This is a genomic window from [Enterobacter] lignolyticus SCF1, assembly GCF_000164865.1.
Classification (GTDB): Bacteria; Pseudomonadota; Gammaproteobacteria; order Enterobacterales; family Enterobacteriaceae; genus Enterobacter_B; species Enterobacter_B lignolyticus.
The window spans coordinates 1,167,089-1,190,255 of record NC_014618.1 but is presented as its reverse complement, the minus strand read 5'-3'; the positions used below and the strand labels follow the sequence as shown (position 1 = coordinate 1,190,255).

The 23,167-nt window shown below is 54.2% G+C and carries 33 protein-coding genes and 1 pseudogene; 28 read left to right on the top strand and 6 right to left on the bottom strand.

Going from position 1 to position 23,167, the window contains the following annotated elements; genetic code table 11:
* Positions 1-10 precede the first annotated feature (10 nt).
* Positions 11-1,081, bottom strand: a complete 1,071-nt coding sequence (gene aroF / locus ENTCL_RS05705; RefSeq protein WP_013365168.1) for a 3-deoxy-7-phosphoheptulonate synthase AroF — start codon at positions 1,079-1,081, stop codon at positions 11-13.
* A 346-nt stretch (positions 1,082-1,427) separates the two neighbouring features.
* Here aroF and yfiR point away from each other — a divergent pair, with 346 nt between their 5' ends.
* Genes yfiR through ENTCL_RS05695 form a run of 3 tightly spaced genes read left to right on the top strand, consistent with a single transcriptional unit; the run spans position 1,428 to position 3,734 of the window.
* Positions 1,428-2,021, top strand: a complete 594-nt coding sequence (gene yfiR, locus ENTCL_RS22730; protein ID WP_013365167.1) for a regulatory sequestration protein YfiR — start codon at positions 1,428-1,430, stop codon at positions 2,019-2,021.
* Positions 2,014-3,234 (top strand): diguanylate cyclase DgcN/YfiN, encoded by a 1,221-nt coding sequence (gene dgcN / locus ENTCL_RS05700; protein WP_013365166.1) that lies wholly within the window; start codon positions 2,014-2,016, stop codon positions 3,232-3,234. The genes yfiR and dgcN overlap by 8 nt, the downstream gene beginning before the upstream one ends.
* 17 nt (positions 3,235-3,251) lie before the next feature.
* Positions 3,252-3,734: an OmpA family protein gene (locus tag ENTCL_RS05695; RefSeq protein WP_013365165.1), complete on the top strand. Its 483-nt coding sequence runs from the start codon at positions 3,252-3,254 to the stop codon at positions 3,732-3,734.
* 7 nt (positions 3,735-3,741) lie between these two features.
* Here the strand turns inward: ENTCL_RS05695 and ENTCL_RS05690 are convergent, their stop codons facing one another.
* From ENTCL_RS05690 to ENTCL_RS05680, 3 genes are all read right to left on the bottom strand, one after another.
* Positions 3,742-5,106, bottom strand: coding sequence for a PepSY-associated TM helix domain-containing protein (locus ENTCL_RS05690; protein ID WP_013365164.1), 1,365 nt, complete (start codon positions 5,104-5,106; stop codon positions 3,742-3,744).
* Between the two features lie 53 nt (positions 5,107-5,159).
* Positions 5,160-5,513: a DUF2946 domain-containing protein gene (locus ENTCL_RS05685; protein ID WP_044612073.1), complete on the bottom strand. Its 354-nt coding sequence runs from the start codon at positions 5,511-5,513 to the stop codon at positions 5,160-5,162.
* Positions 5,514-5,700: 187 nt separating this feature from the next.
* Positions 5,701-6,552 (bottom strand): phage repressor protein CI, encoded by an 852-nt coding sequence (locus ENTCL_RS05680; protein ID WP_013365162.1) that lies wholly within the window; start codon positions 6,550-6,552, stop codon positions 5,701-5,703.
* A 271-nt stretch (positions 6,553-6,823) separates the two neighbouring features.
* On the opposite strand from ENTCL_RS05680, the gene ENTCL_RS05675 reads away from it, so the two are divergent.
* The 17 genes and pseudogenes from ENTCL_RS05675 to ENTCL_RS22715 all read left to right on the top strand — a co-directional run bounded on the left by ENTCL_RS05675 (position 6,824) and on the right by ENTCL_RS22715 (position 16,001).
* On the top strand, positions 6,824-7,159 hold the full coding sequence (locus tag ENTCL_RS05675; RefSeq protein WP_013365161.1) for a DUF5347 family protein: 336 nt from the start codon (positions 6,824-6,826) through the stop codon (positions 7,157-7,159).
* A gap of 66 nt (positions 7,160-7,225) precedes the next feature.
* Positions 7,226-7,441 (top strand): DUF2732 family protein, encoded by a 216-nt coding sequence (locus ENTCL_RS05670; protein ID WP_013365160.1) that lies wholly within the window; start codon positions 7,226-7,228, stop codon positions 7,439-7,441.
* Positions 7,441-7,665, top strand: coding sequence for a TraR/DksA family transcriptional regulator (locus ENTCL_RS22725; RefSeq protein WP_013365159.1), 225 nt, complete (start codon positions 7,441-7,443; stop codon positions 7,663-7,665). Before ENTCL_RS05670 ends, ENTCL_RS22725 begins: the two co-directional genes overlap by 1 nt.
* Positions 7,662-9,635 carry a replication endonuclease gene (locus ENTCL_RS05660; protein ID WP_013365158.1) on the top strand — a complete coding sequence of 658 codons (1,974 nt, stop codon included), beginning with the start codon at positions 7,662-7,664 and terminating at the stop codon, positions 9,633-9,635. Before ENTCL_RS22725 ends, ENTCL_RS05660 begins: the two co-directional genes overlap by 4 nt.
* A 103-nt stretch (positions 9,636-9,738) precedes the next feature.
* A complete protein-coding gene (locus ENTCL_RS05655) occupies positions 9,739-9,921 on the top strand; it encodes a hypothetical protein (protein WP_013365157.1) in 183 nt (60 codons plus the stop codon).
* Between the two features lie 156 nt (positions 9,922-10,077).
* On the top strand, positions 10,078-10,281 hold the full coding sequence (locus tag ENTCL_RS05650; RefSeq protein ID WP_013365156.1) for a tail protein X: 204 nt from the start codon (positions 10,078-10,080) through the stop codon (positions 10,279-10,281).
* A complete protein-coding gene (locus tag ENTCL_RS05645) occupies positions 10,272-10,478 on the top strand; it encodes an HP1 family phage holin (protein WP_013365155.1) in 207 nt (68 codons plus the stop codon). Before ENTCL_RS05650 ends, ENTCL_RS05645 begins: the two co-directional genes overlap by 10 nt.
* Positions 10,475-10,981: a lysozyme gene (locus ENTCL_RS05640; protein WP_013365154.1), complete on the top strand. Its 507-nt coding sequence runs from the start codon at positions 10,475-10,477 to the stop codon at positions 10,979-10,981. Before ENTCL_RS05645 ends, ENTCL_RS05640 begins: the two co-directional genes overlap by 4 nt.
* A pseudogene (locus ENTCL_RS05635) lies at positions 10,981-11,325 on the top strand (Rz-like lysis system protein LysB); the annotation flags it as partial. The gene ENTCL_RS05640 and the pseudogene ENTCL_RS05635, both read left to right, overlap by 1 nt.
* Complete coding sequence (lysC, locus tag ENTCL_RS23945) at positions 11,249-11,518, top strand: Rz1-like lysis system protein LysC (protein WP_237325062.1); 270 nt, start codon at positions 11,249-11,251, stop codon at positions 11,516-11,518. The pseudogene ENTCL_RS05635 and the gene lysC, both read left to right, overlap by 77 nt.
* Positions 11,502-11,969: a phage tail protein gene (locus ENTCL_RS05630; protein WP_013365151.1), complete on the top strand. Its 468-nt coding sequence runs from the start codon at positions 11,502-11,504 to the stop codon at positions 11,967-11,969. The genes lysC and ENTCL_RS05630 overlap by 17 nt, the downstream gene beginning before the upstream one ends.
* A gap of 86 nt (positions 11,970-12,055) precedes the next feature.
* Positions 12,056-12,691, top strand: coding sequence for a phage baseplate assembly protein V (locus tag ENTCL_RS05625; RefSeq protein ID WP_013365150.1), 636 nt, complete (start codon positions 12,056-12,058; stop codon positions 12,689-12,691).
* Positions 12,688-13,035: a GPW/gp25 family protein gene (locus tag ENTCL_RS05620; protein ID WP_013365149.1), complete on the top strand. Its 348-nt coding sequence runs from the start codon at positions 12,688-12,690 to the stop codon at positions 13,033-13,035. Before ENTCL_RS05625 ends, ENTCL_RS05620 begins: the two co-directional genes overlap by 4 nt.
* 3 nt (positions 13,036-13,038) lie before the next feature.
* A complete protein-coding gene (locus tag ENTCL_RS05615) occupies positions 13,039-13,947 on the top strand; it encodes a baseplate assembly protein (RefSeq protein WP_013365148.1) in 909 nt (302 codons plus the stop codon).
* Entirely contained in the window at positions 13,940-14,551 is a 612-nt protein-coding gene (locus ENTCL_RS05610; RefSeq protein ID WP_013365147.1) for a phage tail protein I, read from the top strand. The genes ENTCL_RS05615 and ENTCL_RS05610 overlap by 8 nt, the downstream gene beginning before the upstream one ends.
* Positions 14,548-15,564: a phage tail protein gene (locus tag ENTCL_RS23435; protein WP_013365146.1), complete on the top strand. Its 1,017-nt coding sequence runs from the start codon at positions 14,548-14,550 to the stop codon at positions 15,562-15,564. Before ENTCL_RS05610 ends, ENTCL_RS23435 begins: the two co-directional genes overlap by 4 nt.
* 2 nt (positions 15,565-15,566) lie before the next feature.
* On the top strand, positions 15,567-16,001 hold the full coding sequence (locus ENTCL_RS22715) for a tail fiber assembly protein (protein WP_013365145.1): 435 nt from the start codon (positions 15,567-15,569) through the stop codon (positions 15,999-16,001).
* Here the strand turns inward: ENTCL_RS22715 and ENTCL_RS05595 are convergent.
* Positions 15,973-16,575 (bottom strand): tail fiber assembly protein, encoded by a 603-nt coding sequence (locus ENTCL_RS05595; RefSeq protein WP_013365144.1) that lies wholly within the window; start codon positions 16,573-16,575, stop codon positions 15,973-15,975. The genes ENTCL_RS22715 and ENTCL_RS05595 overlap by 29 nt on opposite strands.
* Complete coding sequence (locus ENTCL_RS22710) at positions 16,575-16,982, bottom strand: phage tail protein (RefSeq protein WP_238981795.1); 408 nt, start codon at positions 16,980-16,982, stop codon at positions 16,575-16,577. The genes ENTCL_RS05595 and ENTCL_RS22710 overlap by 1 nt, the downstream gene beginning before the upstream one ends.
* 88 nt (positions 16,983-17,070) lie before the next feature.
* Here ENTCL_RS22710 and ENTCL_RS05585 point away from each other — a divergent pair, with 88 nt between their 5' ends.
* Genes ENTCL_RS05585 through ENTCL_RS05555 form a run of 8 tightly spaced genes read left to right on the top strand, consistent with a single transcriptional unit; the run spans position 17,071 to position 23,122 of the window.
* Positions 17,071-17,664 carry a recombinase family protein gene (locus tag ENTCL_RS05585; RefSeq protein ID WP_013365142.1) on the top strand — a complete coding sequence of 198 codons (594 nt, stop codon included), beginning with the start codon at positions 17,071-17,073 and terminating at the stop codon, positions 17,662-17,664.
* 58 nt (positions 17,665-17,722) lie between these two features.
* A complete protein-coding gene (locus tag ENTCL_RS05580) occupies positions 17,723-18,913 on the top strand; it encodes a phage tail sheath protein (protein WP_013365141.1) in 1,191 nt (396 codons plus the stop codon).
* 12 nt (positions 18,914-18,925) lie between these two features.
* The gene (locus ENTCL_RS05575; RefSeq protein WP_013365140.1) at positions 18,926-19,444 is read left to right on the top strand and encodes a phage major tail tube protein; all 519 of its coding nucleotides are present in this window, start codon (positions 18,926-18,928) and stop codon (positions 19,442-19,444) included.
* Positions 19,445-19,499: 55 nt separating this feature from the next.
* Positions 19,500-19,781: a phage tail assembly protein gene (locus ENTCL_RS05570; protein WP_013365139.1), complete on the top strand. Its 282-nt coding sequence runs from the start codon at positions 19,500-19,502 to the stop codon at positions 19,779-19,781.
* Positions 19,782-19,813: 32 nt separating this feature from the next.
* Positions 19,814-19,933 (top strand): GpE family phage tail protein, encoded by a 120-nt coding sequence (locus ENTCL_RS22705; protein ID WP_013365138.1) that lies wholly within the window; start codon positions 19,814-19,816, stop codon positions 19,931-19,933.
* On the top strand, positions 19,926-21,560 hold the full coding sequence (locus tag ENTCL_RS22380) for a hypothetical protein (RefSeq protein WP_013365137.1): 1,635 nt from the start codon (positions 19,926-19,928) through the stop codon (positions 21,558-21,560). The genes ENTCL_RS22705 and ENTCL_RS22380 overlap by 8 nt, the downstream gene beginning before the upstream one ends.
* A gap of 18 nt (positions 21,561-21,578) precedes the next feature.
* Positions 21,579-22,046 (top strand): phage tail protein, encoded by a 468-nt coding sequence (locus ENTCL_RS05560; RefSeq protein ID WP_013365136.1) that lies wholly within the window; start codon positions 21,579-21,581, stop codon positions 22,044-22,046.
* Positions 22,046-23,122, top strand: a complete 1,077-nt coding sequence (locus ENTCL_RS05555) for a phage late control D family protein (RefSeq protein WP_013365135.1) — start codon at positions 22,046-22,048, stop codon at positions 23,120-23,122. Before ENTCL_RS05560 ends, ENTCL_RS05555 begins: the two co-directional genes overlap by 1 nt.
* The last annotated feature ends 45 nt before the right edge of the window (positions 23,123-23,167 follow it).

The following is a 23,167-nucleotide window of genomic DNA, read 5'->3' as shown; positions in this document are numbered from 1 at the left end:
AACAATCCTCTTAAGCCAGACGAGCCGCCAGATTGCTGCGCAGATCTTTATCAATTTCGCGCAGCAGCGCATCGGTGGATTCCCAGCTGATGCAGGCATCCGTCACCGACACACCGTATTTCATATCACAACGCGGCTGCTCAGAAGACTGATTGCCCTCATGAATATTACTTTCGATCATCAGACCGATAATCGACCGGTTGCCATCTTTGATCTGCGCGACAACGGACTCCGCCACTGCGGGCTGACGGCGGTAATCTTTATTGGAGTTACCATGGCTGCAATCTACCATCAGCGATGGCTTCAGTCCTGCCTGCTCCATCTCTTTTTCGCACTGCGCAACATCTGCCGGGCTGTAGTTCGGCGCTTTGCCGCCGCGCAGGATCACGTGACCGTCCGGGTTGCCCTGGGTCTGCAGCAGACACACCTGCCCGGCCTGATTGATACCGACAAAACGGTGCGGCATCGCCGCGGCGCGCATGGCGTTAATTGCCGTCGCCAGACTGCCGTCGGTGCCGTTCTTAAAACCTACCGGCATCGACAGGCCAGACGCCATTTCGCGATGGGTCTGCGACTCCGTCGTACGCGCGCCGATGGCGGACCAGCTGAACAGATCGCCCAGGTACTGCGGGCTGTTCGGATCCAGCGCTTCCGTCGCCAGCGGCAGCCCCATGCTGACCAGCTCAACCAGCAGACGACGCGCAATCTTCAGGCCAGCCTCAACGTCAAACGAGCCATCCATGTGCGGATCGTTAATCAGCCCCTTCCAGCCGACGGTGGTACGGGGTTTTTCAAAATAGACGCGCATTACCAGATAGAGGCTATCGCTGACCTCTGCGGCAAGGGTTTTAAACCGACGAGCGTATTCAATCGCAGCTTCCGGATCGTGGATGGAGCAAGGGCCGCACACCACCAGCAGACGCGGATCGCGGCCAGCGATGATGTCAGAAATCGTTTGGCGGGATTGCGCAATCTGCGCTTCCTCGGCGGCGCTCAGCGGAAATTCCGCTTTCAGCTGTTCCGGAGTAATAAGAATTTGTTCGTCGGCGATATGTACGTTATTCAGCGCGTCTTTTTGCATGATTACTTACCTGTATAGCTCGTTTGCGATAGTGTTTTCCTCAGTGAGGGTGCACTTACGATACCACACAAAGTAAAGATATCAATCCACAATACGTAAACTTTTCGTTACACAAGGCCATTTTTCATCATTTAAAGCCCAGCTAGAGTGTAACGATAAAATTACACACACCGTTTCTGCTTTGCGCCGCAAGGCGAGAATCAGCGCACAGCAACACCTTACGTAGCACTCGTTCGGAAATATCCAAAATTAACGCGACTCAGCGAAAATCAGTAGATAACGTCCTGTAATTTAATTTAAGTTGCGCTTAAATCATAAATAGCTCTAATGACTGATAACGAGAAAAATGATATCCTGCTGCGTAATAATCCGAATTTTTAACGCTCTGAATGCATGGCGGACTCAGGTGAACACCCGGCGAAAACTATTGTGTCCACTCCTGCTGGCCCCCGTATTGTGGACCACGGGCGCCCCGCTTTACGCAGCAACGCCTTCTGAGACGGATAAATCTGTTCGCGCTATTGTGTCCGGGATAATCAGCTATACCCGATGGCCGACAAGCCTCACAACGCCTCCCAGGCTCTGTATATTTTCCTCATCACGCTACGTCAGCGTATTAAGTTCAGGAGATATCAGCCCAACGCCCTGGCAGGCGGTCGTTGTCAGCACCGAACAGGAGGCGCTGAATGCAAACTGTAATGCCATTTATTTTGGCAGTGAGTCACCGGAAGAACAGCAGAAAATAACCCAGCGTTATCAACCCCGAGCACTACTTTCTATTGCTGAACAAAATCCGCAATGCATTGTGGGTAGCGCATTTTGTCTGGCGATTAATTCAGAACGGGTCAAGTTCTCAGTGAATCTCGACGCGCTTTCTCGTAGCGGCGTCAGGGTAAACCCCGATGTATTGATGCTTGCCCGGAATAAAAAGCATGAATAAGGATCTTTCCTCCATACAGCGCCCGACGTTTAAACGCACGTTGCGGCGAATCAGCATGGTAAGCATCGTCATCACCATGACGCTTATCTGGCTGCTGCTGTGCGTGGTTTCCGTCGTGACGTTAAAGCAATACGCGCAAAAGAACCTGGAGCTGACGGGCGCCACCATGAGCACCAGCCTCGAAGCCGCGCTGGTATTTGGCGATGAAGCCGCCGCTGCCGATACGCTTGCCACGCTTGGCAAACAGGGGCAATACTCCCTCGCCGAAGTCTATGACAAGAATAATAACCTCTTCGCCCGCTGGTCCTTCAACACGGATAAAAATAGCGAGCAGTTTAATAAGCTGGTGAGCCACTGGCTGTTCCCACAGCCGGTGATGCAGCCCGTGATGCATAATAAAATCGTCATCGGCCAGATAAAGCTCACGGCCCGCGACAGCCTGATCAGCCATTTTATCTGGACATCGCTTGCGGTATTAACGGCCTGTATTTTGATTGCCTCCGCCATTGCGATGATTATTTCCCGCCACCTGCATTATGACGTGGTGACGGCACTGCAGAATATTACCGACGTCGCGCACGATGTTCGGACCAACCGCAACTTTTCCCGCCGGGTTTCTCAGGAGCGGATTGAAGAATTCCAGCAGTTTGCCCAGGATTTCAACAGCCTGCTTGATGAAATGGAGGAATGGCAGCGTACGCTGCAGGCGACCAACGCTCAGCTTCTGCGGACCGCGATGCACGATCCGCTGACGGGGCTGCCTAACCGCGCCTCGTTCCGCGCCGCCATTACCGCGCTGATGAAAAATAAAAACTCGCGCACGCATTCTGCGCTACTGTTCCTTGACGGTGACAACTTTAAGCATATCAACGACACTTGGGGACATGCGGCAGGCGATAGCGTGCTGACAGAAACCGCCAACCGGCTGATCGAATTCGGCGGTAAACGCCATATGGCATTTCGTCTTGGAGGTGATGAGTTTGCCGTAATACTGAATGACATTGACAATGAATATCAGGTGCAGCGTATTTGCGCCGCTCTTACACAGCAATTTGTTCGTCTTTTCGACATGCATAACGGCCATTTAGCCCCCTTCTCACTGAGCGTCGGCTACGCGCTAACCTGTGAGCATGATACGGTCGAAAGCCTGCTGGAACGGGCCGATCGGAACATGTATGTCATGAAGAATAAGCGAGCAGAATTTCCCTCATAAAATATAAGGAATTCACTATGCTTAAGCGTTTTATTGCTCCCGTGCTGTTGGCCGTTTTTTTTCTGACGGGCTGCCAGGCGCCACAGGGAAAATTTTCCCCGGAACAGGTGGCCGCAATGAAATCACTGGGATTTAGCGAAAGTGAAGGAGACTGGTCTTTAGGGCTGTCGGACAAAATTCTGTTCAGCACTAATGACTATCAGCTGAATACGCAAAGCCGTCAGCAGATTGCCGCTATGGCATCCCGCCTGGCAGCGACCGGCATCACCCACGCGCGTATGGATGGCCATACCGATAACTACGGCGAAGACAGCTATAACGAAGCGCTGTCGCTCAAGCGCGCCGACCGGGTGGCCGACGCCTGGGCGGAAGGCGCCCGTATCCCGCGCGGCAACCTGACCACGCAGGGTCTTGGTAAAAAATACCCGGTGGCCAGTAATGCAACCGCGCAGGGCCGCTCGGAAAACCGTCGCGTGACGATTGTCATCAGCGAGCCCTGAGACAGCCTTATTCCGCGACGGTCTCGCGAACCGCTGCGCTGGACATCCGCCAGCGCAGCACATCCACGGCGACGAACAGCAGCAGGCTTCCACCCAGTACCGGCATCGCCAGCCCCAGCAGAACCGCCATCAGCAGCACTCCGCCCTTACCCGCCGCCGACAGCAGCAGCCAGCTCTGCGTCAGCGTGAACAGCGGATTTTGCGCGCCCGCCGCGGGCCTGCGCCGCCACCACAGCCGATACCCGATAACGATCGTCACGCACAGCGCCACGCCGAAGGCGATAAGCAGCAGCTGATTCGCCAGCCCGAACAGAATGCCCATATGAAAATCAACGCCCCAGCGGGTGAGCTTCGCCATCAGCGGGAAATCAGCAAAGCGGGTGCGATCGATAACCTGCATCCGGCTGTCGTCGATAGCGACCGCATCCACCTGCGTCGGCCAGCGCCTGTCGATTTCCGTCACCGTCCATGCCCTGTCGCGGTCTTTCGGCGGGCGGATCTCCAGACGATCCGCCGACAGCCCGGCATGCCGCGCCGCAGCCAGCACCTCATCATAGCGGTTCAGCGGCATCGACATCCCCATCACCATACCGTCATGGCGGCTCTGGTGCTCCGCATGCGGGTCCGGGTTCGCACTCTGGGCATGGAGCCGGGTGTTGACCTGCGGCGTCAGCCAGCCAAATGCCGCGCGCAGTGCATCCACGTTGCTGCCCGCCCACTGTGACCAGGTAAGCCCGGTGGCCGAGAACAGCAGCATTCCGCCCAGCAGGCACCAGCCCAGCGTCGAATGAAGGCGACGATCGTTCTGCTGACGGTTACGGATACGCCGCTTCGGCCGCGTGAAGAACCACAGGACAATGCCGCCGATTGCCGCCGCCCACATCCAGGAAGCGGCCAGCTCGCTGTACAGACGGCCCGCATCGCCCAGCAGCAGCGAACGGTGCGCATAGTCAATCCACTGGCGCAGCGGCAGAATGCCGCTGGTGCCGTACACGGTCATATCCCCTTTCACCGCGAGAGTCACCGGGTCGATAAACAGCGCCCGGCTTTCTGACTCGCCGAGGGCCGGATCGCTGAACATCACCCGGGTTGTCTCACCAGGCGTTAACGCCGGACGAACCGCAAAAACCGGAGCGTGCCCGCCGATCGCCCGTCGGGCCACCGCTATCTGTTCAGCGAGCGGAAGCCGCTCGCCCTGGGGTTCTGCGGTCAGCGCCTGACGATAGATCAGGTTTTCAATTTGTGGCGTGGCAACATACAGCGTACCGGTCAGCGCCGCGATGAAGATAAACGGTCCGGCGCAGAGGCCAATATAGAAATGGAGGCGTCGCAGCAGGTTAACCCATGCCGCGCGCGGGGTGCAGGTGGTCATACTTTTCCTTAATAAAAAGCAAAAAAGATCTGTTGCGCTTAAGCGCACTTTTTTTATTCGCAGGTAAAAGCAGACCGCCGCGGCGGCGCGCGGGTCTCAGGGTACAGCCAGGGGAAGAAAAATCGGTGCTGAACGGTAATACGCGCAGGCGTCGTTCGCACCGGCAACAGCAGCGCGCACACCAGCAATACCAGCGCCAGCAGCACGCCAGGCACATGGGCAAGCAGCACGCAGTAGCCGCAGGCTTCCGCGCTGTCGACCGGCATCAGCACCGGTTTTTGCGAAGCGTGATGCGACGCCTTCATCATCGGCATATCGTGGTGCATGCCGGGCATCGCCGCCATCGGGTCTTGTTGCAGGGAAACGGAAATTAACGGCGCAACCAGAATCAGCGCAACGGCAAACATCGCGAGCCATACCGCGCGGCGTAGACTGTTTGTACGTTGAAAAATTGCGACCGACACGCCCCCTCCTGAAGTGGGGGCATTGTAAATGATTTATATCAAAACCGTTAACAATTGCGGCGTAAAACATGAAAAAAGGGCCGGCCTTTCGGCAACGCAGAACAGGTGCGTTACCCTGCCTGACCTTTGGTTATACATGCTTCTCCAGCGTCAGCGTAACCAGACCAGAGGGGACAATATCAGATACATTACATTCGAAATCTGCGGCGGTATTCGTGAGACGCACTTTTCCGCCTGGCAGGCGGACGACATCAAAGATATCGAATACCTCATCAATACTGATAAGCCAGCGGCCATTGCTCATCTTCTGCGTCGTTGTATCGACCAGCCACGCGGCATTCAGCCCCTGAACAAAGATAAGCCCGACGGTTGAAGAAGGCGCCAGGGAAGCATCCAGCATCCACTCACCGGCGGCCTTAAGCTCGCCAGATTCCAGCCGAAACTTCGTCACTGCCAATGCGGAAGGGCAAGGAGAAGATGACACAGCAGCACCGTCAAACATGTCGCCTTTACCTGTCGCCAGCCAGCGTAAAGAAACCCCCGTATCAAGGGCGCAGGCCACAACGACATCGCCGGGAAAGAATTCGCGCCGGACCCAGGTGCTGATTGTTCCAGAGGAAATGTCCAGCAGATCGCCGAGCTCCTTTTGCATCTGGAAGCCATAAGCCTCCAGGATACGGCGCAGAACGGGACGCCCTCCGGTGGAAAGGATCTCTTCATAGAGCGATTTTCCATGCAGCTCCTCTGCGGCCAGCGATTTTGCATTTGCAAACTCGCCTTTCACCAGCCAGTTGAGACTGACCTCCGTATCCAGCACGCACTTCACAATCGCTTTATAAGGAATACTGTCACGCTGCAACCATGTGCTGATGTTGTTCGCAGGTACATCTAACGCCTCAGCGAGCGCCTTTTGGCTGGTGACTCCATAGGCCGCACTGATCCGTTCAATAATCGCTTGCGCATTCAAGTTTTCTTCGAGCATGGACACCACTAAATCAAAAAAGCGATTTACAAGATCGCATTTGTGAATTATATTGCTCTACATAAATCACCATGTGAGCAGTACAAATTAACTCAATTTACCGGAGATATTGAGGGATGAGCGAGACAAAAGCAACGCTATTGCGCAATTTATGTAAGTCTAAAATGCGAATCCGCACATTCATGCAGGCCGTATAAACCTCCTGCCAGAATGCCAGGCGCATCAATACACGAACAAGATTCGATTATGCAAACTGAACGCGAGGTTTAGCATGGCGATACTCTATTCTCCCACGGCAGAACTCAGCGTGGGTAAGCGGACAGAAGGGTTAAACCGGATCGCAGAAATCCGCATGCAGCACTGGGGAGATGACGGAAAAGCATTACAACGATTTATCGACGACATGCGTGACAGGCGGGATCCTTTAAGTACGGAAAACCGCCGGGCGCTATCCGCCCTTTTTTTTCTGGCAAATATTCCGTCTTCTCGTCACGAACTCGCGCTGAACGAGCTCACCGCCCAGGAAAAGCGCGCACTTATACAGGCAATGAATCAATGCCGCGCCATGGTGAGCCTGTTTCCTAAACGGCTGACCATGCCTTTATAAACCCGCAAATTATGCAATGGCGTCAACCCGCCGGGCATCCTTTTGCCCTAATTCAGGAGATTACAGATGACCCAATTATCATCGTATAGCGATGAACACATTGCCATGCAGCTGATTGAACTCAGAAATATAGAGCGCACGCGTCTGTCGCGAGCGTTCTGTCAGCGTTTATCTTCACTGGCAGCCCATATTACATGCCTGCAACTCTCAGCAATAGAAGCCACCGCGCTTCTGGAAGAGGAGGCGGAAAGGATCCGTACTGAAAATGAGGAGTGCTGCTGATGGGCGATACAATGGATCAAGCACAGTTATACGAACTTGAAGAACGCGAGCGCCAAATTCGGCATGCGCGCCGGGCTCATCTTGCGCCAGGCCGTTTAACCTGTGAAGACTGCGATACACCAATTCCCGAAGCCCGACGAATTGCGATTCCAGGCGTAACGCTATGTGTTCATTGCCAGAACCTGCTGGAGCTGAAAAACCGGCATTATCGGAGACCAGCATGACCACGGCTCGCTTCGCCTTTCCATGGAATGCGCCGCGTCAGGCTATCACGTTTCCCGAACTGACATGGCAAGAGCAATACAGCCGCCAGCGTCAATATGCAGCCCTGACAGAAGCGCAGCAGGCGATCGCCCTGCTTCCGGAATGCCTCAAAAGGGAGGTTTACCAGCACGCCGACTGGCTGGAATCACGCTATGGCGCGACGCGTGCCCGCGCCTTTTACTTATTCTTTGTGAAAAAAACACTGCCGCGTATCGCCTTAGTGACCCAGCAGTGGCATATTCCGGCGCTCATGCGCCGGGTATCAGGCGCGGTATTTCATGCCCGCTTTGACGGTCAGACGCAGCGGTTTATCGCCGACAGGTTGGTTAACTTAGTTACACGCTACAACCAGCTACCCGATATGGCAAAAGCCGATGTAGACCTGCTCTCTGACGATATTGCCCACTTTATTCGTTCCGAACTCGCTCACTGTGATACCCCGGACGCCAGCGATCTAAAAACGCTTCATACCTGGTATATGCAGGCTGGCGCTCTCTGTCAGCAATTCAATATCACGCCGCCGCGCTGGCAACAGGTAAACCGGAAAATCGTGGATAAAGATCAAATGGCTCCCGCCGTTATGCGCATGTTCAATGAAGGCTGGTGGCGCATGCATTTACGACGTATTGCCGCGCAGTGGCGGGAGCATCTTTTTATCGCCCTGGGACGCGTCAGTCAACATGTTCACACCTATGCCAGCAAAAACTGCCAGCGGGACTGGCGTGAGCAAAAGCGGCGCACGCGCGAATTCCTGAAAGGAATGGAGCTGGAAGATGAAGAGGGTAATCGAATAAACCTTATCGACAAGCACGACGGCTCGCTGGCCAACCCAGCGATTCGTCGCTGCGAGCTGATGAGACGTATTCGAGGATTCGAAACGATCTGCGACACGCTGGGCTACGTGGCAGAATTTTACACACTGACGGCGCCAGCAAAGTTTCACGCCACGCTAAGAACCGGTCATTTCAATCCAAAATGGCGCGGCGCCAGCCCAACAGAAACACAACGCTGGTTTAACCGTTTATGGGCCTGCATTCGGGCGAAGCTGCATCGGGATAATCGACGGATTTTCGGTATCCGTGTCGCTGAGCCGCATCACGACGGTACACCACACTGGCATATGCTGATATTTATGCATCCGCATGACAAAGCGCACATCCGCCAGGTTTTCGAAGAGTATGCCTGCCAGGAAGAACAGCAGGAACTGACTCGTAGAAATACACGCTTCCACGCAGAGGAGATCGACCCTAAAAAAGGAAGCGCCACCGGCTATATCGCAAAATACATCTCCAAAAATATCGATGGGTATGCGCTTGATAATGAGGTGGATAAGGAGAACGGTAAACCGCTAAAAGAAACCGCCATTGCCGTATCTGCATGGGCGGCGCGCTGGCATATCCGTCAGTTTCAGTTTATCGGCGGCGCGCCGGTGACCGTATATCGGGAACTGCGGCGTCTTAGGGATAACGAGACGGCCAGAGGTCTTAGTATTGAATTCGCCGATGTACATCATGCCGCCGATAACGGCGACTGGGCGGACTATGTCAACGCCCAGGGGGGCCCCTTCGTTAGACGAGACGATCTTCAGGTGCGCACCCTCTACCTCCCCCAGCCGCAGTTTAATCGCTTTGGCGAAAGAATCGTTTCAATTCGGGGCGTCTATGATTCACAGATCGGCGCCGGTTCGCCCATTATTACCCGGACAAAACGGTGGAAAATCGTACCGCGCCTCGTTCGCTCAGAGGAACACACCTCGCCAGACGCGGCCTGTACGTCTTGGAGTTCTGTCAATAACTGTACGGCAAATGAAATACCATCACCCGCATGGGATTTTTCAATCCCCCTCAATCGCCGACAACGACAAAAATTAACATCCTGGCTGCGCCGTACCTGTTCCCCAGGCGGGTCACGCCCCCATTTCTCAACGTAACCCTCTGCTGAGAAATGATTATTCATCTTTTAATTTTTCCTTCACATCAGCAAATCACATGTGATACTGTATGGATATACAGTGATTATATGGAGAGAGATTCATGGTTGGAGAACAGTTCAACCGAACGCAGCACAGATGGGCGTGCGTGCAATTTATCGCGGAGGTCTCTTTGATCGCGAATTGCAAACCCTCAGACCTCAAGCTCGCATTGAGTCTCATCGCCGATCTGGCCAACAGTGAAAACGACGAACCGGACAACACCCTCTTTTATCCGGCGGAATAACCACACTGCATCCATATCCCCCTGACACTGTTGTGTCAGGGATAACCCACCCCGAACTCATCGCTTCCTCCAGGCTTCCGCAGGACACTATCTCCACCCGCATTTCCACCCATGACGAAACCCACGTTTCGCCACCAACACCGCGAGCTAAAACCTATGCAAGTCATTGCACAACAGGGGGATACCCTCGATGCCATCTGCCTTCGTTACTACGGACGTACGGAAGGTGCTGTTGAATCGGTGCTCATCGCCAATCCGCGACTGGCTGAATCCGGTCCTGTCTTGCCCCACGGCACCATGATTGAACTCCCCGAAGTCAACTCATCCCCCACCGTCAGGAGCATCAATCTATGGGATTAACCATCGATAAAATCAGCACTTTTATCACCTACTGGCTGTCTGTCTTGCTGGCTTTTTTTGGTGCGCAAACGCCGGAAAAACTGGCGTTACTGGTGGGAAGCCTCTGCGCCATTTTCACTGCGCTGGTGAACTTCTGGTATCGGCGCAAAACCTGGCGCTTTCTTGCGGCGACATGCCAGGAGAAACGAGACGCATGAGCACAATGATCAAACGCTGCAGCGTCGCCGCCATACTCGCGCTGGCCGCGCTGCTGCCCGATTATCATCTGTTACGCACATCACCTGACGGGCTCGCCCTGCTCGCCGATCTGGAAGGATGCCGTTTACGCCCCTACCAGTGCAGCGCCGGCGTCTGGACCTCAGGCATTGGGCATACGGCGGGCGTATCGCCCGCGCGCGATATTAGCGAGCGCGAAGCCGCACATAACCTGATCGATGACGTTATCAAGGTTGAACAACGCCTGAACGCCTGCACACCCGCAGAGATCCCCCAGCCAGTGTATGACGCGCTGGTCAGTTTCGCCTTCAATGTTGGCGCCAGCGCGGCTTGCGCATCTACCCTGGCGTACTTCGTCAATCAACGGCAATGGCGCAATGCCTGCGACCAGCTTCCCCGCTGGGTATTTATCAACGGCATAAAGAGCCAGGGCCTTGAGAACCGCCGGCAGCGTGAGCGGGCCTATTGTCTGAGGGGCGTGTGATGCGAGTTCTGGCCATATTACTGATGATAGTAACAAGCGTGCTGCTGTTCGTGGGCCATGAAAATCGCGTCCTACGACAATCATTCGACAAAGCTAACCTCGTCGCCCACGAGCAAAAAGCAACGATTACAGCGCTCACTGCTCAACGGGCTGTTTTGGCAAAGCAGAATCGGCAAAACGACGCTCTGCAGCAAGCATGGCGGCAAAAGCTGAGCGATATCGAAGAACGCGCGTTCCGGCAAGAGCAAACCATATCGAGGCTCCTTAATGAAAATGCAGAATTTCGCAGCTGGTACGTCTCTGCTCTTCCTGATGCTGTCCGTCGGGTGCACCAGCGGGCCGCCTGCGCCTCAGCCAACCATTGTGAGCCTGCGTTGTCCGCAGGTCAGCCTGTGCCCAATGCCCGCCAGCTCCCCCGAGACTAACGGCGATTTGAGCACCGACATCAGACAGCTGGAGCGGGCGCTTGCACGCTGTGCGCTTCAGGTTGAAATCATTAAACAGTGTCAGGAGACCTCTTATGCAGAAACCCCTTAGCTTACGTAGCGCCTTGCTCAAGGCGATTCCATCGTTGAGCGCTAACCCAGATAGTCTTTCATTGCTCGTCCACAATGGCTATATCGCATCGACCCTTGCCGCCTCGCTCTCCTTCGAAAAGCGCTATCCATTGACCATAGCGGTAAATAATTTTACCGACGATCTCAACACCCTGCTGGTGCCGGTACTGGCATGGTGTCGGGATAACCAGCCCGACATTATGTCCGGCCCCGCAGAAACAACGCAGGGTTTCACCTGGCAGATGCAAAACAACGCGGATGGCAGCTTCAACGTCACCCTCACGCTTGCGCTTACCGAACGTACCCAGGTATGGGAAGAGGAGCAGCAGCTGCATGCGAAAGATCTGCCGGAGCCTCTGCCGGCGGCGCCCGTCTCTCGCCCGATGGAGCTGTACATCAATGGCGAACTGGTCAGCCGATGGGAGGAATAGCCTTTTGAACTCACACGTTGTTGTGTGGACTACCGTCCAATGCCATTCGATTGCTCCCATTCACTCCTGACGGCATCCTTTTCTCTATGAACATACATACCCAAATTCAGGATCTTGCCCGAGCCATGCGTAATAGCATCCGCACCGGGATTATTAAAGAACTCGACCTCTCCCGGGGACGTTGCCGTGTGCAAACCAGCGGTTTATTGACCGACTGGCTGCCGTGGATAACCCACCGGGCCGGGCAGGCGCGTAGCTGGTGGGCGCCTTCCGTCGACGAACAGGTTCTCGTGCTAGCCGTCGGCGGCGAGCTACACACCGCATTCGTACTACCGGGTATTTTTTCAGATGATGCCCCGGCGCCATCCTCATCGGCACAGGCACTTCACATCGTCTTCCCGGATGGAGCCATTGTGGAATACGACCCCCAATCCAGTGCGCTGAAGGTCACCGGAATAAAAACCGCACAACTCAATGCCACGGAGTCCGCCGCCGTCACGGCTCCCGAGATTACCGTCAAGGCCACGACCCGCATCACCCTGGATACGCCAGAGGTCATATGCACCCAAAAACTTATCGCCGGAACACTGGAGATCCAGCAAGGCGGAAAAATGAGCGGCGATATTGAGCACCATGGCGGTTCGTTAAGTTCGAACGGTAAGGTCCTCCATACCCACAGGCACCCGGGCGACAGCGGCGGCACCACAGGAGCACCACTATGACACTACGTTACATCGGGATGGATCGTGGCAATGGATTGACGATCGGCGATACCAGACATATCAGCCAGAGCGTAAGCGACATTCTGCGTACCCCCATCGGTTCCCGGGTGATGCGGCGGAATTACGGCTCGCTGCTGTCTGAGCTGATAGACCAGCCGCAAACGCCGGCGTTAGAACTGCAAATTATGGTGGCCTGCTATATGGCGGTCCTACAGTGGGAACCCCGCGTCACCCTGAACACTGTGACGACAGAGCGCCACTTCGATGGGCGCATGGTCGTCAATCTCGAAGGACAGTTCCGTGACACCGGCGAATCGCTTTCGTTAACCCTACCAGTGAGATAAACCATGCCGATTATTGACCTGAGCCAGCTACCTGCCCCAAATGTGGTGGAAGAGCTTAATTTTGAAAACATTCTTGCTGAACGCAAGGCGACGCTGGTTTCGCTGTATCCGGAAGATCAGCAGGAGGCTATTGCCCGAACGCTGACCTTAGAGTCAGAACCGCTCGTAAAACTGCTTGAGGAAAATGCATATCGCGAACTCCTGCTGCGCCAGCGAGTCAACGAAGCCGCCCGGGCGGTCATGCTGGCATATGCGACACAGCAGGATCTCGACGTCATTGCAGCCAACAACAATACGCAACGACTGGTTATTACGCCTGCAGACAATACCATTTTCCCGCCATTACCTGCGGTAATGGAGTCGGATAGCGACCTGAGATTACGTACTCAGCAGGCATTTGAAGGGCTAAGCGTTGCAGGGCCAGTCGCAGCTTATGAATATCACGGCCGCAGCGCTGACGGGCGTGTGGCTGATATTTCGGTCATTAGCCCCAGCCCAGCAGCCGTGACTGTCAATGTGTTGTCCAGAGAAGGCGATGGTACCGCCAGCGCTGAATTGTTGAGTAAGGTTGAGGACAAACTCAGTGCGGAAAACGTAAGACCCGTCGGCGACCGGGTGACCGTTCAAAGCGCGGAAATCGTGCCCTATTCGATTGACGCAACTATCTACTTTTATCCAGGCCCTGAAGCTGAGCCGATTCGACAAGCCGCGCAAACGCAACTTGCGTCCTACGTCAACGCCCAGCACAGGCTCGGCAGAGATATTCGCCAGTCCGCGATTTATGCAGCTCTGCATGTCGAAGGTGTGCAGCGTGTAGAACTGACGGCCCCTGCCTCCGACATTATCCTGGACAAGCATCAAGCCTCTTATTGCACACAATATACCATCGCATCAGGAGGGACGGATGAGTAATGACCGCCTGTTGCCCGTGGGTTCATCGGTACTGGAAGTTGCTTGCGCAAGCGCTACGGCTGAAATAACCGACCTTCCTGTTCCCGTGCGCCAGCTTTGGGACGCACAGTCCTGCCCGGTGAACCTGCTGCCGTATCTGGCCTGGACAATGTCCGTCGATCGCTGGGATGAACGCTGGTCAGAGTTTACTAAGCGCAATGTCATTGCCAGCGCATTTTTCGTTCACCAGCACAAAGGCACTATCAGCGCCCTCCGCCGTGCGGTAGAGCCGCTCGGCTTCCTCATCGATATTAAGGAATGGTGGCAACTCGATGAGGCTCCAGGTACGTTCCGTCTGATTGTCGATGTCAGAGAAAACGGCATCACCGACGAGATGTATCAAGAGCTCGAGCGCCTGATTGATGATGCAAAACCTGCCAGCCGCCATCTTACCGGTCTTGCACTAAACCTGAGCACAGTCGGTTCTTTTTTTGCTGGCTCAGGCTGCTATCTGGGTGATTCATTGACAATTTTCCCCTATTTCCCCGAGGTGGTTGTCACTAATGGATCATTTTTTACGGCTTCGGCCGTTCATGTCATCGACAATCTGAGAGTGAGCGCATGACGACAAAGTACTATGCAATTCTGACCAACCAGGGGGCGGCGAGGTTAGCTAACGCGGCCGCATTGGGAACTAAACTAAATTTAACGCAAATGGCCGTGGGTGACGCAAACGGCATATTCCCGACTCCCGACCCAGCACAAACTAAACTGATCAATCAGAAGCGTATTGCGCCACTGAATATGCTTTCCATTGACCCTAATAATCCAGATCAGATTATTGCCGAGCAGGTTATCCCCGAAAATGAAGGTGGTTTCTGGATCCGAGAAATTGGTCTCTATGACGATGAAGGGGTGTTAATTGCTGTCGCAAATAGCCCAGAAACGTATAAACCTCAGCTGCAGGAAGGAAGCGGTCGTACGCAAACTCTCCGCATGATTCTCGTGGTATCTAACACCGCAACCATAACGTTAAAAGTAGATCCGTCAGTTGTTTTAGCAACGCGGCAGTACGTTGACGATCGCGTCATTGAAGTCAAGCAGTACACCGACAGCGTCATGAAAAAACACGTCGATGCAATCAATCCACACCCACAATATCCACTCATAGCAAATGCTCTGAAGGAAATGGTTGATGCGGGATTGGTTAACGAGGTTCTCAAAAACCTTGGTTTGGGAGAGGCGGCAAAACAGGGCGTTGCGACGGCGGCGCAGATGCAGTCCGGGACTGCAACTAACCTGCTGCCATCGGTGGCGGCAGTGATGAGCCTATTCAGCAAACGCGTATTTTCTACAAATGATTTTGTTCGCATACCGGATGTACCGGGTGGGCTGATTATCCAGTATTTATCGCTGGGGAATACTGCTGGTAACTCAGATAACGTCCCCGTCACATGGCCCGTTCCGTTCACCCAGGCTTGTCGCTGCATCCTCGTGCAGGACACGGGTACATCGGCTTCAGCAATTACTCAATGGAAAGTGAAATCTCGCTCCACGACGGGCTGCTTTTTAATGACACTGGGTTCTACTGATTCCGCCGCGAATTATACCGCCGACATTTTTGTTATGGGTTATTAACGATGACAACTGCATATTTCTGTCCTTCCATACTGTCCTTCATTCCTGTGGAATGGAAATCTGATGGCACCTATAGCGAAGATACCTGGCCTGATGATGCCGTGCTGGCGACTGACGAGGAGGTTGCTACGTACTGGAAGAAAACGCCACCATCTAGGCAAATGCTGGGGAGAGTCGCAGGTCGCCCCACGTGGGTTGATTTGCCTGCACCAACGTATGATGAAATGGTTGCCGCAGCGGAGCGGCAACGGCAGGTACTGATAGATAAAGCTATGCAGTCAATCGGCGTCATCCAGTTGAAGTTGCAGGCCGGGCGAAAACTCACTCCGGCCGAAACGATAAAGCTGAATGCTACGCTGGACTATATCGATGTGGTGACGGCGACAGATACCAGCATCGCGCCGGACATTAACTGGCCTGAGCGCCCGGCGGTGTAGGCCATTCAATAGCGGGAGCTTTTGAGGTATCGATACGCATCAACAGTACCCGATATTTTTTCCATTCTGCCAGCGCGGCGGTTTCCTCCGCCGTTGCTATCCTCGTATCAACCGCGTCTTGACGCCAGGCTATCGCGTTATCGGCATTCGTGCGCAGCGCTGTTTTCTGCTGCTCTGCTGCTGCCATGTCTGCAGCATATTGCGCGGCTGTATCCGTCACCCACGAGTTACCATCCCACACATCATACGGTGTCGACGGTGCTCCCCCTGTGAATCCCTCTTTTATCTCCCCGATGTAGCCAACCATTGAAGCGCTGCCATCAGCCGTTGACCAGACGGTTTCGCCCCGATGGTCTGCAACATATTCCCACCCTTCAGGACTCCTGCACACGGCGAAACCGCTTTTAGCATCTACTGGTGTTTCGGTGCAGGAGTTAGCGGGAATACCAACGCCTACCGCAAGAAACTCCACTGTCGACGACAGATACTCACGTGTTTCACGGTCGTAGTTATAGACTGTTATATTACCGGCTTTTGCGGCAATTCCACTTTTATCCAGCGTTGCCTTCTCCATTATGCAGCCCTCACGATGTAGTTAAATGCAATGTTACGTGGACGGGTTTCTGACGACGCCCGGGCGGCATTAACCCCTGCTGTAGTCCCCCAAGTAGCATCATCAATTGAAAATACTGATGATTGCGATCCCCTGTCATTATCGCCACCTGGGTAGATTGTATAGTACTGGTGCGTATGGTCCTGGAGTGCGTCTCCCTGCCATTGCCCGATCGCCCTGTTGGTATCCACACCACGACCATCATCCCATCCACGGATAAACTCACCACGTAGATCAGGTAATTTGAGCGCTGGATAGGCCAGTGCCAGTTTCGGATATTGCGATGCAGTAAAGGCAGCTCCGTTGCATTTCAGCCAGCCAACAGGCGCCGTTGCTACCGGCCACGGAACAGGTACGCCAACCGACAAAGCGGAACCCTCTCCCAAACCAACCTTTTAGAAAATGCAGTTATTGCGCGCAAATGGCATGATCGCGGCTTTTCAGGAGAGATAAAAAATGCTTATTGGCTACGTACGCGTATCAACAAATGACCAAAATACCGCTTTACAGCGAAATGCTCTTGAGAGCGCAGGTTGTGAACAGATTTTTGAAGATAAAATGAGCGGAAAGTCTGCGGACAGGCCGGGATTAAAACGAGCGCTTAAGCAAATAAATGATGGCGATACGTTAGTCGTCTGGAAATTAGACAGGCTTGGACGCAGCATGCGCCATCTCATCAGCCTGACGGAAGAATTGCGCCAGCGAGGGGTTAATTTTCGCAGTTTAACTGACAGCATAGACACCTCAACGCCAATGGGTCGCTTCTTCTTTCACGTCATGGGCGCTCTCGCGGAAATGGAGCGTGAGCTCATTATTGAGCGAACGCGTGCAGGGTTAGAGGTGGCGCGCTCGCAAGGACGCATCGGCGGCAGAAGGCCAAAGCTGACTGCCGAGGAATGGGCGCAGGCCGGAAGACTGATTGCCGCCGGTGAATCCCGTCAGCGCGTGGCGCTGATTTTTGACGTCGGGCTCTCGACGCTCTACAAAAAATTCCCGGCATCAAATAGCGACCCGCTGTTGTGCCACACTCCGACCAACTCCGATAAATAGTCTTTTATATCAACTCGCCGGAAAATCACTCTCACCCCAACACCACGGAGTAAATTGGATGAGTGACTACCATCATGGCGTTCAGGTTGTCGAAATTAACGACGGCACCCGCGTCATCTCTACTGTATCAACCGCGATTATTGGTATGGTTTGTACCGCCAACGACGCAGACGCTTCAGCCTTCCCGCTGAACGTGCCTGTGTTAATCACAAACGTGCAAAGCGCTATTTCGAAAGCAGGCACGAAAGGAACCCTGTCAACGTCCCTGCAGGCGATTGCTGACCAGGCCAAACCGGTTATCGTCGTTGTACGCGTCGAAGAAAGCACTGGCGACGATAAAGAAGCGGCATTTGCCAAGACCGTCTCCAACATTATCGGCACCACCGATGAGAACGGAAACTATACCGGCCTGAAGGCGCTGCTCACTGCGGAAGCGGTAACCGGCGTGAAGCCACGGATTCTGGGCGTTCCCGGTCTGGATACCCAGCAGGTGGCAACCGCTCTGGCGCCTGTCTGTCAGAAACTGCGCGCTTTCGGCTACATCAGCGCCTGGCAGTGTAAAACGCTGTCCGAGGCAATTACCTATCGTGAAAACTTCAGCCAACGCGAACTTATGCTCATTTGGCCGGATTTTCTGGCCTGGGATACGCTCAACAATACGACTGCGACAGCCTTCGCCACTGCGCGAGCGCTTGGCCTGCGCGCCTTTATTGATCAGAGCGTCGGCTGGCATAAAACCCTGTCCAACGTTGGCGTAAATGGCGTTACCGGCATCAGCGCTTCGGTCTTTTGGGATCTTCAGGAACCTGGCACCGATGCTGATTTGCTCAATAACGCGGGCATCACCACCCTGGTACGAAAAGACGGTTTCCGCTTCTGGGGCAACCGCACCTGCGCCGACGATCCGCTGTTCCAGTTTGAAAACTATACCCGTACCGCGCAGGTCATTGCCGATACCATGGCGGAAGCGCATATGTGGGCGATCGATAAGCCGATTACGGCAACCCTGATTCGCGACATTATTGATGGGATCAATGCCAAATTCCGCGAACTGAAAACCAGCGGTTATATCGTCGACGCCACCTGCTGGTTCGATGAAGAGGCTAACGATGCAGAAACGCTGAAGGCCGGAAAACTCTATATCGACTACGACTACACGCCGGTTCCGCCGCTGGAAAACCTGACCTTACGCCAGCGGATTACCGACAAATATCTGGCGAATCTGGTCTCCTCAGTTAACAGCAAATAAGGAACTCAACGGATGGCAATGCCGCGTAAATTGAAATTAATGAACGTGTTTCTCAACGGTTACAGCTACCAGGGAGTGGCCAAGTCTATCACCCTGCCAAAGCTGACCCGCAAGATCGAAAACTATCGTGGCGCGGGGATGAACGGTAGCGCGCCAATTGATATGGGGCTGGACGACGACGCCCTGGCCATGGAATGGTCACTCGGCGGATTCCCCGATGCGGTGATTTGGGAAATGTACTCCGCAACCGGGATGGATGCTGTACCTATTCGTTTTGCAGGCTCTTATCAGCGTGACGACACCGGCGATACCGTCGCTGTTGAAGTCATGATGCGTGGCCGTCAGAAAGAAATCGACACTGGCGAAAACAAACCTGGCGAAGACACCGAAGCAAAAATCTCTGTCGTCTGCACCTACTTCAAGCTGACCATCGATGGCGCCGAGCTGGTTGAAATCGACACGATCAATATGGTCGAAAAAATCAACGGCGTCGATCGCCTTGAGCAGCATCGACGCAATATCGGCCTTTAACCCCTCCCGGCCAGCCTCGCTGGCCGGAATCTCCCTGTACTGAAGGAACTCCAGCATGACCACTTATACTGATGACGTAGTTACCCTTGATAAACCCCTGAAACGCGGCGAACAGCAGATTGAGACTATCACCCTGCTGAAGCCCACTGCCGGCACCCTGCGCGGCGTAAGTCTTGCCTCGGTTGCCAATGCTGAAGTCGATGCTCTCATCAAAGTTCTGCCGCGAATGACCTCCCCTTCGCTGACTGAGCAGGAGGTTGCCGCGCTGGAATTACCCGATCTGGTCGCCCTGGCTGGCAAGGTGGTTGGTTTTTTGTCACCGATGTCGACGTCGTAACGTTTCCTGAAAAGTTATCAGTTGATGACCTGATGGCGGATATTGCAGCGATTTTTCACTGGCCGCCATCAGAGCTCTATCCAATGAGTCTGACCGAACTCATCATCTGGCGCGAAAAAGCGCTACAGCGAAGCGGACATATAAATGAGTAACAGCAACCCGATTCAGATGCTACTCAGCGCAGTTGGCAGAGCTAAACAGCCGTTCAAATCCTTATCGGCTGCCGGAAGCCCACTGTCTGAAGAAATAGCCGCAACCCAACGTCAGCTGGAGGCGCTAAACCGCAGCGTCTCGCGGATCGAGGCGTTCCGTACAACCCAGGAACAGCTGATGTTGACCGGACAGCAGCTTATTAACGCCAGAATCGAGACACAGAATCTGGCCATTGCGTTTAAAAAACTCGAGCAGCCGACGCACATTCAGGCGCAAGCCTTTAGTGCAGCACGCGGCAGCGTTAATGCGCTGACGGAGCGGCAAATCCGTTTGCGGCTCGCCTTACAGCACCATCGCCAGGCGCTGACACATGCAGGTATTAATACTCAGAATCTGGCGGGCGATGAACAACAGCTGCAGGGCAATATTCGCCAAACAACCCACCATCTGACGCAGCAGCAGGCGCAGGAGAAAGCCAACACGCGGCAACAGAAATTAGCGCAGATTAAGCAGCGCTTTCACAGCACCCAGGCCATCGCCGGTAATGTAAAAGCGGTGGGAATGGGCGGAATACGCGGCGCCAGTACGATGGTAAAAGGTGCAATGACGCTACTAAAACCCGGCTATCAGGCCGCAGAACAGAGCGCCGCCGCAGGCAATCCCCCCCAGGCAGCACAGTCGGCCGGCGCAGGAAGTCTGGGAAGCGATATTGATAAGCTCAACGCGGCCTGGCAGACGCTTAGCACGAATCTGTTTGTTCAACAGGAATCGTCGTTGCGCAAGCTGGTGCAAACGGCAACGGAATACCTGCAAAAACTGGATAGCTGGGGGCAAAAAAACGGCAATCTGGTGCAAACATTAGGCACTATCGCTCTCGTCGCCACGGGCGTCATGGGGGTAGTGGGCGTCATCGGCTATGTCGCCAGTCCCGTTGTTTCTGGAATAAATATGATTATCTCCGCGGCCCAACTTCTTGGCCCGCTGTTTGAGGGGCTTTCTTTTACCGTCGCAGGTCTTTCTTTACCAGCCGCCGCCGTTGTTGCCGCGCTCGTCGGCGCGGCGCTACTGATCCGCAAATACTGGGAGCCGCTTAGCGCTTTCTTTTCTGGGGTATTTGAACCGCTCAGACCCGAATTTGACTGGCTTGGAGAAGTACTGCAGCAGGCCTGGCAGTGGTTCAACAATTTAATCACCCCTATCAAGGCCAGCCAGCAAACGCTCGACAGCTGTCGGAACGCCGGCACTATTTTCGGCCAGGCGCTGGCGGATGCGCTGATGCTTCCCCTGAATATGTTTAACAAATTACGCGCCAGCTTTAGCTGGTTAAATCAAAGTGTTAATTGGGTCAGCCAGCAGTTGGGCTGGGGCAACAGCAGCGCTGGCGACTCAGCGCCCTCTCCGGAAGAGACCCATACGTTAACGGCAACTGGCGATATTCCGAGACAGAGCCAGTTCGCTTACCAGCCAGTTGTCGCCGGTGCTAACCGCACCTTTACCGATAACAGCACACGCAATGTATATGTGACCGTTCAGGGCGATCGGGCCGCGGGTGCGCAAATTGGTCAGCAAGTGGCGGGCTATCTGGATGATCACACATATCGGTCACCTTCGGCATTTATCTATTAACCATCGGGAGGATTAATCATGATGCTTGCTCTGGGCATGTTTGTCTTCGAACGACGCACCCTTCCCTATCACTCCATGCGGCACAGCGCAGAATACGGCTGGGCATCCAACGCTCAGGTGGGTAAACGAAGCGCCTATCAGTTTATTGGTGCGGGAATCGAAGAAATTACCGTTTCGGGCGCATTGTATCCGGAACTTACCGGCGGGCGCATCTCGTTAAGCATGCTACGCCTGATGGCTGAACAGGGTAACGCCTGGCCGCTTATCGGCGGCAATGGCGTAATTTATGGAATGTATGTCATCAAGAATATCGAGGAGACAGGAACCGAGTTTTATTCCGATGGTCAACCCCGCAAAATTGATTTTACCCTGACCCTAACCCGCGTGGATGAATCACTTACCGCCATGTTTGGCAATCTCAAAGATCAGGCTACACGGCTGATGAACGATGCTGCCGATAAGCTGGCAGCCGTGGGGGTAAGTTGATGCTGGACGCCTTAACCAATGGCCTCGCGGGGACGATGACGCCCGATTTTATGCTGCTGGTAGATGAACGCGACGTGACTCATAACTTCGGTCCGCGCCTCATCAGTCTGACGATGACCGACAATCGCGGATATGAAGCGGATACAGTGACCATTAGGCTGAACGATGCCGACGGTCTGATTGAGCTCCCCAGACGAGGCACCGTTATTCGACTCTACCTCGGCTATAAGGGTTTTGCCCTGATCGGCAAAGGCTCCTTCACCGTCGATCAAATCACCCATGCTGGCGCCCCGGATTACGTCGAAATCATCGCCAAAAGCGCCAACTTTCGCGGCGCGATGAATACCGCGCGGGAGCAATCCTGGCATGACACCACGCTTGGCGATATCGCCGAGGCGATAGCTAGTCGTAATAATCTGACCGCTAACGTATTCCCGGCGCTGGCTGCCACCGCAATCGGCCATATCGATCAATCACAGGAGTCCGATATCAGTTTTATCACCCGCGTGGCGCACATCTACGGCGGTGAGGTTTCCGTAAAAAAAGATGTGCTATTGATTGTCAAAGCCGGGAGCGCGCGAATGGGAGGAAGTCAGGCGTTAGAACCAACCCTGATTCACCGCAGCGATGGTCATACGCACAGCTTCACCATTGCCGATCGTGACGCCTACACCGGCGTCATCGCTACCTGGGAAGATACTGCCGATCCCAAAAAACAGCAGCGCAAAATTCATCTGCAGCGGAAATCATCGGCGGATTACACGTCTGGCGATAAGGATAATATTTTTCTGATCGCCAAAAAATGCGGTAGCAAAGAGGAAGCGATTTATGCGGCAAAGGCGGAGTGGGACAGGCTCCAGCGGGAAGCGGCGTCATTCAAAATTACGCTAGCCCAGGCCAGGGTCATGCTGTCGCCTGATACCCCGGTCAGCGTGCGCGGGTTTAAACGCATTATTGATGATCATGCCTGGAATATCACACAGCTTACCCACTCCCTCACCAGCAGCGGGTTTACCACTAGCGTGGAACTTGAACTCCAGGCCTCGGATGTAGAATATGAGATCGCTGAAGACTAAATTGCAAACCATAACTTGCAATTGCAAGTTATAGGTTTATGATTA